This window comes from Mesorhizobium sp. NPDC059054, assembly GCF_042739215.1.
Taxonomy (GTDB): domain Bacteria; phylum Pseudomonadota; class Alphaproteobacteria; order Rhizobiales; family Rhizobiaceae; genus Mesorhizobium.
Map to the genome: position 1 here is coordinate 303,848 of NZ_JBHYHV010000003.1, position 13,795 is coordinate 317,642.

The 13,795-nt window shown below is 63.2% G+C and carries 11 protein-coding genes; 3 read left to right on the forward strand and 8 right to left on the reverse strand.

Annotated elements, in window-relative coordinates:
* Positions 1-101: 101 nt before the first annotated feature.
* Positions 102-1,298 (forward strand): efflux RND transporter periplasmic adaptor subunit, encoded by a 1,197-nt coding sequence (locus ACFWXH_RS14870; RefSeq protein WP_379121447.1) that lies wholly within the window; start codon positions 102-104, stop codon positions 1,296-1,298.
* Positions 1,295-4,384 carry an efflux RND transporter permease subunit gene (locus ACFWXH_RS14875; protein ID WP_379121449.1) on the forward strand — a complete coding sequence of 1,030 codons (3,090 nt, stop codon included), beginning with the start codon at positions 1,295-1,297 and terminating at the stop codon, positions 4,382-4,384. The genes ACFWXH_RS14870 and ACFWXH_RS14875 overlap by 4 nt, the downstream gene beginning before the upstream one ends.
* A 118-nt stretch (positions 4,385-4,502) precedes the next feature.
* Here ACFWXH_RS14875 and ACFWXH_RS14880 read toward each other — a convergent pair whose 3' ends face one another.
* Positions 4,503-4,979 (reverse strand): VOC family protein, encoded by a 477-nt coding sequence (locus tag ACFWXH_RS14880; RefSeq protein WP_379121451.1) that lies wholly within the window; start codon positions 4,977-4,979, stop codon positions 4,503-4,505.
* A 280-nt stretch (positions 4,980-5,259) separates the two neighbouring features.
* Between ACFWXH_RS14880 and ilvD the strand changes: the two genes are divergently transcribed.
* A complete protein-coding gene (ilvD, locus tag ACFWXH_RS14885; protein ID WP_379121453.1) occupies positions 5,260-7,095 on the forward strand; it encodes a dihydroxy-acid dehydratase in 1,836 nt (611 codons plus the stop codon).
* A 111-nt stretch (positions 7,096-7,206) separates the two neighbouring features.
* Here ilvD and ACFWXH_RS14890 read toward each other — a convergent pair whose 3' ends face one another.
* The 7 genes from ACFWXH_RS14890 to ACFWXH_RS14920 form a co-directional block, all read right to left on the reverse strand.
* Positions 7,207-7,563, reverse strand: coding sequence for a cupin domain-containing protein (locus tag ACFWXH_RS14890; RefSeq protein WP_379121455.1), 357 nt, complete (start codon positions 7,561-7,563; stop codon positions 7,207-7,209).
* A gap of 19 nt (positions 7,564-7,582) precedes the next feature.
* Entirely contained in the window at positions 7,583-8,968 is a 1,386-nt protein-coding gene (locus tag ACFWXH_RS14895; RefSeq protein WP_379121457.1) for an NAD(P)/FAD-dependent oxidoreductase, read from the reverse strand.
* A 23-nt stretch (positions 8,969-8,991) separates the two neighbouring features.
* On the reverse strand, positions 8,992-10,107 hold the full coding sequence (locus ACFWXH_RS14900; protein WP_379121459.1) for an ABC transporter ATP-binding protein: 1,116 nt from the start codon (positions 10,105-10,107) through the stop codon (positions 8,992-8,994).
* On the reverse strand, positions 10,104-10,901 hold the full coding sequence (locus ACFWXH_RS14905) for an ABC transporter permease (protein WP_379121461.1): 798 nt from the start codon (positions 10,899-10,901) through the stop codon (positions 10,104-10,106). The genes ACFWXH_RS14900 and ACFWXH_RS14905 overlap by 4 nt, the downstream gene beginning before the upstream one ends.
* Positions 10,901-11,764, reverse strand: a complete 864-nt coding sequence (locus tag ACFWXH_RS14910; RefSeq protein WP_379121463.1) for an ABC transporter permease — start codon at positions 11,762-11,764, stop codon at positions 10,901-10,903. The genes ACFWXH_RS14905 and ACFWXH_RS14910 overlap by 1 nt, the downstream gene beginning before the upstream one ends.
* A 4-nt stretch (positions 11,765-11,768) precedes the next feature.
* A complete protein-coding gene (locus ACFWXH_RS14915; RefSeq protein ID WP_244483465.1) occupies positions 11,769-12,851 on the reverse strand; it encodes an extracellular solute-binding protein in 1,083 nt (360 codons plus the stop codon).
* A 157-nt stretch (positions 12,852-13,008) separates the two neighbouring features.
* Entirely contained in the window at positions 13,009-13,659 is a 651-nt protein-coding gene (locus tag ACFWXH_RS14920) for a helix-turn-helix domain-containing protein (protein ID WP_152979948.1), read from the reverse strand.
* Positions 13,660-13,795 lie beyond the last annotated feature (136 nt).

Sequence of the window (13,795 nt, forward strand, 5' to 3'; positions counted from 1 at the left end):
TACAGTAAGGCGTCGAAAAAAATCACAGCCGGGGTTTCGCACAAAACACACCCGGCTATTTTGATTCAATTGTCATTGCCACGCGCCGTCTGAGGGATCCCATGATCAAGCGCTTTATCATTCGTTTTATTTTGCTTGTCCTCGTGGCCGCGGTGGCCGGCGGCATCATCTGGTTCAACTTCTTCCGCGACAAGATGATCGCCGGGTTCTTCGCCAACATGCCGGCGAACGTGCTGACGGTCTCGGCCAAGAAGATCGAGCCGACCACCTGGACACCGGGCATCGAGGCCATCGGCACCGTCGGCGCCTCGATGGGTGTCAACCTGACGATGGAAACGTCGGGCGTGGTCAAGGAGATCCTGTTCAAGGCCAACGACAAGGTCGAGAACGGCCAGTTGCTGGTGCGCCTGGACGATGCGGTCGAACAGGCCGACCTGATCGCAGCCAAGACCAAGGCAACGCTCGACCAGCAGGCGCTGGCGCGCGCGCAGGCCCTTCGCAAGACCGGCGTCGGCACCGAGGCTGCGCTGGATACCGCCAATGCCAACGCCGAGACTTCGGTCGCCCAGGTTGCCAAGGCGCAGGCCCAGGCGGATCTCAAGCTGCTCAAGGCACCGTTCGGTGGCATCGCCGGTATTCCGAAGATCGAGCTCGGCCAGTATGTCGCGCCCGGCAACGCCATCGTCACCCTGCAGGACTTGGAGACGATGCGCGTCGACTTCACCATTCCCGAGCAGCAGCTCGAGAAATTGAAGGTCGGCCAGCCCGTCACCTTCGGCCCGACCTCCGACGACATGTCGTTCAAGGGCGTGGTCACCGGCATCGACCCCAAGATCGACCCGAGCAGCCGCCTGGTTTCGGTACGCGCCCGCATCGACAATCCGGAAGGGCGCCTGAGCCCCGGTCAGTTCGTGCAGGTGCGCGTCGAGCTGCCTAAGGAAGACAATGTCATCACCGTTCCGCAGACCGCGCTGACCACCAGCCTCTACGGCGACTATGTCTACACCGTCACTCCGGCCAAGCCGAAGGAAGGTGAAGCAAAGCCCGCCGAAGGCGCCAAGCCAGCCGACGGTGCCGCCGAGCAGAAGCCGGCAGAAGGCCCGCAGCTTGTCGCCAACCAGGTCTTCGTCAAGGTCGGCCGTCGCTTTGGCGGCGTCGCCGAGATCGTCGAGGGCGTCAAGGCCGACGATCAGGTTGTCACCGCCGGACAGAATCGGTTGAGCAACGGCGCGCTGGTGAAGATCGACAACACGGTCGACCCCAGCAAGCCGGCAGAGCAGAAGGCTTCCGCCCAATGAGTTTCTCTGACCTCTTCATCAAACGACCCGTCCTGTCGACGGTGCTCGGCGCCATGATCCTGCTCGTGGGTATCCAAGGCATCTTCAATCTGGCGATCCGCCAGTATCCGAAGGTCGAGGAAACCGCGATCACGGTCACGACCGCCTATCCCGGCGCCAGCGCCGACCTGATCCAGGGCTTCATTTCGGCCCCGATCGCGCGTGCCGTCGCCTCGACGGAAAACATCGACTACGTCACGTCTTCCAGTGCGCCTTCGGCCAGCACCGTGACGGTCAACATGAAGCTCGGCTCCAATCCGGACGTCGCGCTGGCCGAAGTCCTGTCCAAGGTGCAGGGCGTGCGCGGCGACCTGCCTTCGGAAGCCAAGGACCCGGTGATCGTAAAGGGTACCGGCGACTCGTTCGCGATGATGTACATCTCGATGCAGAATCCGAACATGACGAAGGAGCAGCTGACCGAGTACATCGAACGCGTCGTGCGTCCCCGCATCACCACGGTCGAGGGCGTCGCCGATGTGAAGATCTTCGGCGCCCAGCAATATTCGATGCGCGTGTGGATCGACCCGGTCAGGCTGGCTTCGCGTGGCGTCACGGCCGCGGAGGTGGTGCAGGCGATCAACAATTCGAACTTCCTGTCCGCTCCGGGCAAGACCGAGAACGAATATGTGATCTCCTCGATCACCGTGCGTTCGACGCTGCAGACGCCGGAAGCCTTCTCGGCCCTGCCGATCCGTTCGGTCGACGGCAATGTCGTGCGCCTGCGCGACGTGGCGCGCGTCGAGCTGGGTGCGGAAAACACCGACACCCGCGTGACCTTCAACGGCAAGCCGGGTACCTTCCTGGCCATCTTCCCGACGCCGGCGGCCAACCCGCTGACGACGGCGGAAGCCATCCAGAAGCTGGTGCCGGTCATCCAGGACACGCTGCCGAAAGGCATGACGATCGAGGTCGTCTACGATTCCACGGAACAGATCAGCGCCTCGATCGAGGAAGTGTTCAAGACCATCGGCGAGGCCGTTGCCATCGTCGTGGTGGTCATCCTGTTGTTCCTCGGTTCGTTCCGTTCGGTGCTGATGCCGATCATCACGATCCCGCTGTCGCTGATCGGCGTCTGCTTCATCCTCTATTTCATGGGCTACTCGATCAACCTGCTCTCGCTGCTCGCCATGGTTCTGGCGATCGGCCTGGTGGTCGATGACGCCATCGTGGTGGTGGAGAACATCCACCGCCACATCGAGGAAGGCATGACGCCGATGCAGGCCGCATTTGCCGGCATGCGTGAAATCTTCTCGGCTGTCGTGGCCATGACGATCACGCTGGCGGCTGTGTTTGCGCCGCTCGCCTTCACCGGCGGCCTGACCGGTTCGCTGTTCCGCGAATTCGCGGTGACGCTGGCCGGCGCTGTGGTCATCTCCGGCCTCGTCGCCGTGACGATCACGCCGATGATGTCGGCGCGCCTTCTCACGGCCGGCTCGCACAGCCGGTTCCAGAGGATCGTGGACGGCACCTTCACGCGTGTCGAAAACGTCTATGAGCGACTGGTCCACCGGTCGCTCCAGGCACGCTGGGTGACGCTGCTGATCGTCATCGCCCTGGTCGGGGTGACGGGTTTCATGTTCACCAAGACCTCGAGCGAACTGGCGCCGGAAGAAGATCAGGGCTTCCTGCTCTCGATCGTCACCGGTCCGCAATACGCGACCTCGGACTATACCGAGAAATACGTCAACCAGATGCTCGACCTGGTGAAGGACATTCCGGAAACGCGCGCGCTGTTCTCGGCGGTCGCTTTCGGCAGCGCCACCAACAGCGCCTTCGTCGGCTTCGCCTTCAAGGACTGGGCTGATCGCGTGCGTTCGTCGAAGGAACTTCAGGCCGATATCACGGAGCGCCTGAAGAAGGTTGCCGGCGTCGAGGCCTTCGTGTTCGCACCGCCGACGCTGCCGGGTTCCGGTGGTGGCCTGCCAGTCGGCCTCGTCGTCCGTTCGACGGGCGAGTCCTCGAAGGTGTTTGAGGTGGCTGAGGAGATCAAGCAGAAGGCGCAGGCTTCCGGCCGTTTCATCGTCGTGCAGAACTCGATGTCGTACAACGCGCCACAGACCTCGATCACCATCGATCGCGATCGTGCGGCCGCGCTCAACATCCCGATCAGCGACATCGGCCGCACGCTGACGCTGCTGGTCGGCGGCAACGAGGTGGCCAAGTTCGACCGCGACTCCAACGCCTACAAGATCATCCCGCAGGTGCCGATCATCTATCGCGACAACCCGGCAAAGCTCGGCGACTATTTCGTACGCAGCGTGACGGATGAGATGGTGCCGCTGACCTCGGTGGTGAAGATCGAAACCAACGCATCGCCGGCAGCGATCGAGCAGTTCAACCAGTTGAACTCGTCGACGATCACCGCGCTGCCGATGCCGGGTGTCACCACCGGCGACGGGCTGAAGACGATCGAGGATATCGCTCGGGCAACCATGCCGGACGGGTTCTTCATCGACTACACCGGCCAGTCGCGACAGGAGAAGGAACAGGGCAACACGATCATCATCGCCTTCGTGGCCGCGATCATCGTGATCTATCTGGTGCTGGCGGCGCAGTTCGAGAGCTTCCGCGACCCGCTCATCATCATGATGTCGGTGCCGCTGTCGATCTTCGGCGCTATCCTGCCGCTGAACCTGATCAACGGCGGTATCGCCGGGGCCACGCTGAACATCTATACACAGGTCGGACTGATCACACTGATAGGCCTCATCACCAAGCACGGTATTCTCCTGGTGGAGTTCGCCAATCAGCAGCGCGAAGAACACGGCCTGTCGATCCGGGAGGCCATCGTAGCCTCGGCAAAGGTTCGCCTGCGCCCGATCCTGATGACCACCGCCGCCATGGCGCTGGGCGTCGTGCCGCTGATCACCGCCCAGGGTGCGGGTGCAGCCGCCCGCTTCTCCATGGGTCTGGTGATCTTCACCGGCATCCTGGTGGGCACCTGCTTCACGCTGTTCGTGGTGCCGATGTTCTACACATTCCTGGCGCATCGGGGCCACGCTCCCGAGCAACAGCCGGGGACGGCAGTGCCGGCGCCCGCGGAATAAGCGACGGGCAAAACGCAAAAAAGACAGGGCGCCGGAGCAATCCGGCGCCCTTTTTGTTTGGGGGAAATCGCTGCAGGCGCGACACTCCTTCTCCCTTGGGGGGAGAAGGGGAAACACATCAGCCTCTGGCAGCCGCTTCCAGCGCGGCGATGTCGATCTTCACCATCTTCATCATCGCCTGCATCACGCGGCCTGCCTTCGCCTGATCCTTGTCCTTCAGCAGCTTGGGCAGCATGTCGGGCACCACCTGCCAGGAAATGCCGTATTTGTCCTTCAGCCAGCCGCACTGGACCTCCTTGCCGCCATCGGCGGTCAGGCCATTCCAGAAATGATCGACCTCTTCCTGGTCCTTGCAGTCGATGCTGAGCGAGATCGCATCGTTGAAGGTCGCGTGCGGACCGCCGTTCAGCGCCTGAAAGCGCATGCCGTCCAGTTCGAAATCGGCGACCAGCAAGCTGCCCTCGGGGCCATGGCCATCCTTGCCCCAGCGCGTTTCGCTGATGACCTTCGAGTTCTTGAAAATCGACGAATAGAATTTGATCGCGTCCTCGGCATCGTTGTTCTCGAACCAGAGGCAAGCGGTGATCTTCTGCATCTTCTTCTCCAGAGGTTCATTTCGAATATTTTGCGGCGGCTCTGGACACGACCCGAAGGCCGAAACAGGCTACCGTCATACCAAGGACGGCTCCGGTCGCGTCGATCCGACAGGCGCCTGAAACTTTTCCGCAAAGGGCAAGCTGGCAAGGGTCGCATTTCCGTGAAGCCGGCTTTGTCGCAAAACCGTGGCCAGACTGGATCATGGCGTATATAACGCCAGCTCCCTATCTACGTTTATCGCACAGGAACGTGCCGTACAGGCATCAAGGACAGTACCCATGCCAGCCTACCGCTCCCGAACCACCACCCATGGCCGCAACATGGCCGGCGCCCGCGGCCTGTGGCGCGCCACCGGCATGAAGGATTCGGATTTCGGCAAGCCGATTATCGCGGTGGTGAACTCCTTCACCCAATTCGTGCCCGGTCACGTGCATCTCAAGGACCTCGGCCAGCTGGTTGCCCGCGAAATCGAGGCCGCCGGCGGCGTCGCCAAGGAATTCAACACGATCGCCGTCGACGACGGTATCGCGATGGGCCATGACGGCATGCTCTATTCGCTGCCGAGCCGCGAAATCATCGCCGACTCGGTCGAATACATGGTCAATGCGCACTGCGCCGATGCCATGGTCTGCATCTCCAATTGCGACAAGATCACGCCCGGCATGCTGATGGCGGCGATGCGGCTGAACATCCCGGCCGTGTTCGTCTCCGGCGGCCCGATGGAAGCCGGCAAGGTCGTCTGGAAGGACAAGGTGACCGCCGTCGACCTGATCGACGCCATGGTAGCCGCCGCCGACGACAAGGTTTCCGACGAGGAAGTCCAGGTCATCGAGCGCTCCGCCTGCCCGACCTGCGGCTCGTGCTCGGGCATGTTCACCGCCAATTCGATGAACTGCCTGACCGAGGCGCTCGGTCTTTCGCTGCCGGGCAATGGTTCGACGCTCGCCACGCATGCCGACCGCAAGCGGCTGTTCGTCGAGGCCGGCCATCTCGTCGTCGATCTTGCCCAGCGCTACTACGAGCAGGACGACGAAAGCGTGCTGCCGCGCAACATCGCGGCCAAGCCGGCCTTCGAGAATGCGATGGCGCTGGACATCGCCATGGGCGGTTCGACCAACACCGTGCTGCACATCCTCGCCGCCGCATTGGAAGGCGGCATCGATTTCACCATGGACGATATCGACCAGCTGTCACGCAAAGTGCCGGTGCTTTCCAAGGTCGCACCCGCCAAGGCGGACGTGCATATGGAAGACGTGCACCGTGCCGGCGGCATCATGGCCATCCTTGGCCAGCTCGACAAAGCCGGACTGATCAATCGCAACCAGCCGACCGTGCACACGGAAACGATCGGTGAAGCGCTTGATCGCTGGGACATCTCCCGCACCACGGCCGAAAACGTGCGCAAGTTCTACATGGCTGCGCCCGGTGGAGTGCCGACCCAGGTCGCCTTCAGCCAGGACCGCCGCTGGGACGAGCTCGACCTCGACCGCGAAAAGGGTGTCATCCGCTCCGCTGAACACGCCTTCTCGAAGGATGGCGGCCTCGCCGTGCTGAAAGGCAACATCGCGCTCGACGGCTGCGTGGTGAAGACCGCCGGCGTGGACGATTCGATCCTGAAATTCACCGGCCCGGCCAAGGTCTATGAGAGCCAGGACGCGGCGGTGAAGGCCATCCTCAGCAATGAGGTCAAGGCCGGCGACGTGGTGGTGATCCGCTATGAAGGCCCGAAGGGCGGGCCCGGCATGCAGGAAATGCTCTATCCGACCAGCTATCTGAAGTCGAAGGGGCTGGGCAAGGCCTGCGCGCTGTTGACCGACGGGCGCTTCTCCGGCGGCACGTCCGGTCTGTCGATCGGCCACGCCTCGCCGGAAGCGGCGACCGGCGGTGCCATCGGCCTGGTGCGCGAAGGCGACCAGATCGCCATCGACATCCCCGGCCGCACCATCAATCTTCTGGTCAGCGACGAGGAACTGGCGGCACGCCGCAAGGAGCAGGACGCCAAGGGCTGGCAGCCTGCCGAAAAGCGCAAGCGCAATGTGACGCCGGCGCTGCGCGCCTACGCCGCCTTTGCGCTCAGCGCCGACAAGGGCGCGGTCCGCCACGTGCCGGAATAAGCGCCACCAACAGCATTTCCCGGGCGATCCGATCGCCCGGGACGGTTTTCCGTTCGGAATTTCGTAAAAACAAAGAGAGCGTTTCCCCGTCTCCGTGAAAACGGAAAGGCTCTATGTCTGCATCAGATAAAGCTTGCGGGTCGTCTCGATGATCCGCCACTCGCCCTTCCAGCCTTTCGGCAACACCAGCAGGTCGCCCGGACCGAGGATGCGTGACTGCCCTTGATGGTCCCGCATCTCGGCCTTGCCCGAGACGATGTGACAGATCTCGGTCGAGTCCGAGCGGTCGGCGGTGAAACGGCCCGGCGTGCATTCCCAGACCCCGACGTCCAGCCTGCCGTCCGGCGAACTCCACAGCGACGTCGCCGCTTCCATCTGGTTGCCCTCGATGGACGTCGGCTTGGGCACCGGCGTACCCAGCTCGACACCGGCGAGGCTTTTGAAAGTCTCCAGATCGATCATGCTCATTCCCAACGTTCGTGAAAACTCAGTGTCCCGTAATGCGATCGGCGATCGCCGCCAGCCGGGAGGAATGCTGCAAACCGCGCTCCTCGCGCTCGTCGGCGATGCGGTAGAGCTGGTACATGGAATGGACCCCGAGCCATCGCAACGGCTCGGGCTCCCACTTGCGCACCTGGCGATTGACCCATGGCAAGCGCACCAACTCGGAGTCGCGGCCGAGGACGAGGTCTGTCAGCGTGCGGCCGGACAGGTTTGAGCTCGACACGCCCAGGCCCACATAGCCGCCAGCCCAGCCGATCCGCGTCTTCGGATCGAGGCCGACCGTGGTGCACCAGTCGCGCGGGACGCCCAATACGCCGCACCAGGCATGGTCGATGCGCAGATGGGCAGCCTGCGGAAGCAGGCGCTTCAGGATGGCGTGCAGCTTGTCGATGGTCGCCTGCTGGGTCTGTCCATTCACATCCGTCGCAGAACCATAACGATACGGCACGCCACGCCCGCCCATGGTGATACGGCCTTCGCGGGTGCGTTGCGCATAACAATAGGCATGGGCGGCGTCGCCGAGGAGTTCGTGGCCGGCCCAGCCGATCTTTTCCCAGAGCTCGTCCGGCACCGGCTCGGTGACGATCTGCGCGCTGTTGAGCGCGAGCCAGGTGCGCTCCTGCCCAGGCAGGCCGGCGCTGAACCCTTCGGTCGCGCGAATGATGGTCCGGGCTTTCACCGTCCCGCGATTGGTCGAAACGACACCCGGTTCGATGTCCGTGACGGTGGTCTGCTCGTAGATCGCAACATCCAGCCGTTCGACCGCCTCCGCCAGGCCGCGCACCAGTTTTGCCGGCTGCACGCGCGCCTGACCGTTGATGACATAGCCGCCGAGCACATTGTGGATGTTGATGCGTGCTTTCGCCTGGGCCGCATTGAGCCATTCCAGCCTGGAAGGGTTGAAGTCCCAGGACCGCGTTTCTTCGAATTCGGATTTGGCTCGCTCGAGCTGCGGACCGTTGGTCGCGACGGTAAGGTTGCCGGTGCGCCGGATATCGGCGTCGATTCCTTCCTTGTCCGCCACGCGGATGACCTCATCGACGGTGCCGGCCATCGCCTTCTGCATGGCGACCACGCCTTCGCGGGTTGATGTCTTCAGATATTTCTCCCGCGACCAGCCGAAGCCGCCGGAAAGCCAGCCGCCGTTGCGCCCCGAGGCGCCAAAGCCGGCGAATTCGCGTTCCAGGATGGCGATGGAGAGGTCGGGCTTCGCCTGCTTGAGATAGTACGCCGTCCAAAGCCCGGTATAACCGGCGCCGACGATCGCGACGTCGACCTCGAGGTTGCCCGGCATGGGCGGCCGAGGCGCTGGCCGGCCGCCTATGTCGGCATACCAGAACGAGATGTCGCCGTTGCGCTCAGCATGCATGGTGAAGGTCTTCCAGTGTTCGTTCAGGTGAGAGTGGTGTCAGCCGTGCTGTCGTCGGCGAGGAGCTTGGCGTCCTCGCCACGGAAGCAGAGCTCGACCGCGTCGCCGATCGCGAAGCTCTCGTCGGTCAAGGTCGATCGCACGATGGCCGTCGAGCCGTCGCGCAGCCTGACCTCATATTTCGAGCCGGAACCGAGATAGATCGCTTCCGATATCGTGCCGGAAAGCCGGTTGTCGCCGTCGCGTCGGTCGAGGCCGGGCCGGCGGATGGCGAGTTTCTCCGGGCGCAGGAGCATGACCGGCGGATTGCCGCCCGCATGTTTGTGTGGTGCCGTCACGGTCTCGCCGGCGATATCGAGCGCGGTGCTCGAGCCGTCGCCGCGCGACTGGCCGCGCAGCACGGTGGAATCCCCGATGAAACGGCCGACGAAAAGCGTGGCTGGTGAATCGTAGAGGTCGCGCCCGGTGCCCACCTGCTCGATCTTGCCGCGATTGAAGACGGCTATGCGGTCGGACAGCACGAGCGCCTCTTCCTGGTCGTGCGTGACATAGACGAAGGTGGTGCCGAGTTCGCGGTGGATGCGCTTGATCTCCAACTGCAACCATTCGCGCAGCTTCTTGTCGAGCGCGCCGAGCGGCTCGTCCATGAGAAGCAGCGGCGGGTCGAAGACGATGGCACGGGCGAGTGCAACGCGCTGCTGCTGGCCGCCTGAAAGTTCGCTGGGATAGCGATGGGCGAAATCCGCCATCCGCACCATGTCGAGTGCCCGCTTCACCCGGGCCTCGCGCTCGGTCCTGGCAACGCCGCGCAGGCTTAGCGGATAGGCGACGTTGCGGCCGACCGTCATATGCGGGAACAGCGCATAGTGCTGGAAGACAACGCCGATGTTGCGCTTGTGCGCCGGCACGCCGACCACGCTGCGCCCACCCACCTGCAGGCTACCGGAGGTGACCTCGGTGAAGCCCGCGATCACGTTGAGCGTCGTGGTCTTGCCGGAGCCGGAGGGGCCGAGCAGCGTCATGAACTCGCCCGGCTCGACATGGAGCGAGATGTCGTCCAGCGCCCGGAAGCTGCCATAGGCCTTGCTGACCGCGCTCAGGTCGATCGCCGCGCCGCGCTGTTTGCCGGTCTCGCTCACAGGCTGCTCCTTCTGTCGCGTCCGAGCAGCAGCAGGCCGCCGCCGATCAGGATGGTGGTGGCGCAAAGCAGGATCGTACCGACGGCGGCGACCGTCGGATCCGCATCGCGCGTGATCGAAGTGAAGATCTGCACCGGCAATGTCTTCATGTAGGGGCTGGTGATGAACAGCGAGACGATGATCTCGTCGAAGGACGTCACGAAAGCGAAGAGCAGCCCGGACAGGATGCCGGGTGCGATCAGCGGAAGCGTCACTGTGCGGAAGGTGGCGATACGGCCGGCGCCGAGGCTTGCGGCGGCGGTTTCCAGGCGTTTGTCGAAGACTTCGAGGCTGGCCTGCACGGCGATCAGCACAAAAGGCAAAGCCAGGATGGTGTGGGCGAGCACGAAGCCGGTCATGGTGCCGACAAGCCGCGCATCGAGGTAGACGGCATAGATGCCGATCGCCAGCACGACGCCCGGCACGACCATGGGCGTCAGCAACAGCATGCGCAGCAGCCCCGCGGGCCGGGCCCGCATGCGGTCGAGCCCGAAGGCGGCGAGCGTGCCGAGGACGGTGGCGAGGATGGCGACGACCGTGGCGACCTTCAGCGAATTGAGGAAGCTCGTCGACCATTCCGGATTGGTGACGAAGTTCTGGTACCATTGCCAGGAGAAGCCCTGCGGCGGGAAAGCCAGCGACTTGTTCTCGTTGAAGGACATGGGCACGACGACCAGTGTCGGCGCGACCAGCCATAGGCCGACGAGGATGCAGGCCAGCCCCAGCAGGACGCGGGTGAGCGGATGCATCGCCATCAGCGCGTTCCCTGCTTGTGTTTCTGGCGCATCAGCGGGCCTGCCAGCGCCAGAAGGATGAAGGTGGCAACGAGCAGCACCACACCCATGGCGCCGCCGCGCCCCCACTGCAGCAGGCTGAGCACCTGGTTCTGGACCAGTGTCGACAGCATGGTCGAGCGCGGACCGCCGAGCAAAGCGGGTGTGATGTAGAAGCCCAGCGCCAGGATGAAGACGATGATCGCACCGGCATAGACACCGGGCAGCGACAGCGGCAGGTAGACGGTGAAGAAGGCGCGGACCGGACCGGCACCGAGGCTGCGTGCCGCCTGGACGAGGCGCAGGTCGATGCCCTTCATGACCGAGTAGAGCGGCAGCACCATGAAGGGCAGCAGCACCTGCGCCATGCCGATGATGACGCCGGTCTGGGTACGGATCAACCTGACGCCATCAAGACCGACCGAGCGCAACAGGGAATTGATGACCCCGGAATCCTGCAGGAGGATGACCCAGGACAGCGTGCGCACCACGCCACTGACCCAGAACGGGATGAGCACGCAGAGCGTGAGCAGCAGCCGGACCTTGGGGCCAACGGCGGTCATGGCATAGGCGAAAGGGTAGGCGCAGACCATGCAGACGACCGTGACCCAGGCCGAGATGACGAAGGTGCGCTGCAGCACGATGAGATTGACCGGCGTGCTGAAGAACCAGCTGTAGTTCTGCAAACCCCATTGGGGTTCGGCCAAGCTTCTCAGAACAATCGTCGCCAGCGGATAACCGATGACGGCGACGAGCAGGACGAGCGCCGGCAAAGCCAGCGCGAGCGGACCCCAGGAGCGGCGGGATGAAGCTGCCCTTTCGGACGGGGCGTCGCTCGCGCTCATCGGATCAGCCGCCGGCCATCATGGCAGCCCACTGCTCGGAGGCATCCTTGAAGTTCTCGACCCAGAACTTGATGTTCTGCTGATAGCCTTGGCCCTGGCGCTCCGGCGTATTGGTCAGGAAGGCCGCGACCGAGTCGTCGACGACGGGCTTCGCCTCGCTGTTGATCGGCGTATAGGAGGTCTCCTTGGTCAGGATCTCCTGCGCGCTCTTGCCGAGATAGGCGTTGATCAGGGCGTGGGACGCATCCGGATCCTTGGCGCCGACGGGGATCGTCAACTGATCCATGACGACGAGCCAGTCCTGCCAGGCCGGCGTGTATTTGGCGCCGTTCTTCACCGCTGTCATCGCGCGGCCGGTCCACATCATGAGCATGTCGGCTTCGCCGGATTCGGCGAGCTGCTGGGATTCGGCACCGGTCTTCCAGTAGATGGTGTCGCCACCCAGGTCGTGAACCTTCTTGATCGCGGTGGCGATATCGTCCTTCGTCATCGCCTTCGGATCGCCGCCGGTGGCGCGGAAGGCCTGTTCGAGAAGGCCGCCGGTGAAGTCGCCGGAACCATCGATGCCGCGCACACCCGGGAACTTCTCCGTATCGAAGAAATCGACCCAGTTCTTGGGCGGGTTATCCTTGTATTTCTCGGTGTTGTACATCAGCACGACACCGTAGTTCATCGCCGGCACGGAGCAGTCGCTGACCTGGCCCTGCGGGATCTTCGATGTGTCGATCTTGGTGAAGTCGAGTTTCTGGAACAGCGTCCCGCAATGGACGTAGGGCGGGAAGTCGGCGGTATCGACGACATCCCAGGTCACGTTCTTCGATTCGACCTGCGCCTGCACCTTGGCGATCTCGGTCGGGCCGTCGCTCAGCAGCTTCACGCCCGATTTGTCGACGAATTCCTTGAGGGCCGCGATCTGTCCGTCCTGGAAGATGCCGCCAAAGGAGGCAAAGGTCAGCGTCTTGTCCTTGAGTGAGCCCTCGGCAACCGCGCCGGCTACCGGTTTCTCCTGCGCAAAGGCACCTGTCGTCGTGGCAAGACCCAGCACTGCAAGAGCGCTGATCGTTGCTAGAGCGTTTCCGTTTTTCACGGAAACGCGGGAACACTCTAACTCTTTGTTTTTACGCAATTCCGGACGGAAAACCGCTGCACACTTTTCCTGGAATTGCTCCAGTCTGGAGCGTAAGATGGTCATCGTCATTCTCCCATTGGCTCACGTTCTGTGAAGCGTCACTGGCCGCGAGCGGTTACCAGCTGACGTATTGATCGAGCTCCTCGCCTCCGGATGTCGGCGGCGCGATGATCCACATCACTTCGGCCCGGCCATTGCCGATGTTCTCGGTTCGATGGGGCGTGGAGGTCGCGTATTCGATGCTGTCGCCCTCTTCGAGCACGTGGCGGCTGTCGCCGAGGCTGACCTCGACAACGCCACGCGTCACCACCAGCATCTCGTGGGCATCGCCATGGGTGTAGAGGTCGGGACCGGTGGAACCGCCAATCTCGAATTCACCGACATAGACTTCCATCTCGGTGGCAGGGCGGCGGGACAGAAGCGTTTTGCGGCAGCCGTAGCTGGTCGGGATGGCAGGCCGCTGACTGCGACGCAGTACACCCTCGGGTGAAGGCATGGCCGGCTCTTCGAAAAGCGCGGCGACGGTGACACCGAGTGCTGCCGAGATCTGATTGAGCGAGGCGGTGCTGGCACCGGTCAATCCCCGCTCGAGCTGGCTGATGAAGCTCGCGCTGGTGCCGGTCTTGTCTGCGAGCTGGCGGAGCGAGAGCCGTCGCCGCAGCCTCAGGTCCTTGAGACGCTGGCCAAGCAATGTCGTTTCGGGCCCGGCCTGTTCAGGCGAGGTCTCGTCGGAGGCATGCTTCAACGAAGATGCGACAATCGTCATGTCGTGAACTCCACTGAACAAAATGTACAGTGAGACTGCACAGTGATCAAGATGGCAGATCAGGGCACGTGATATGGCCCGGACGTCATTGATATCCCTGATCAAACAGACGCAGCAGGGCGGAAAATCGTCGTCC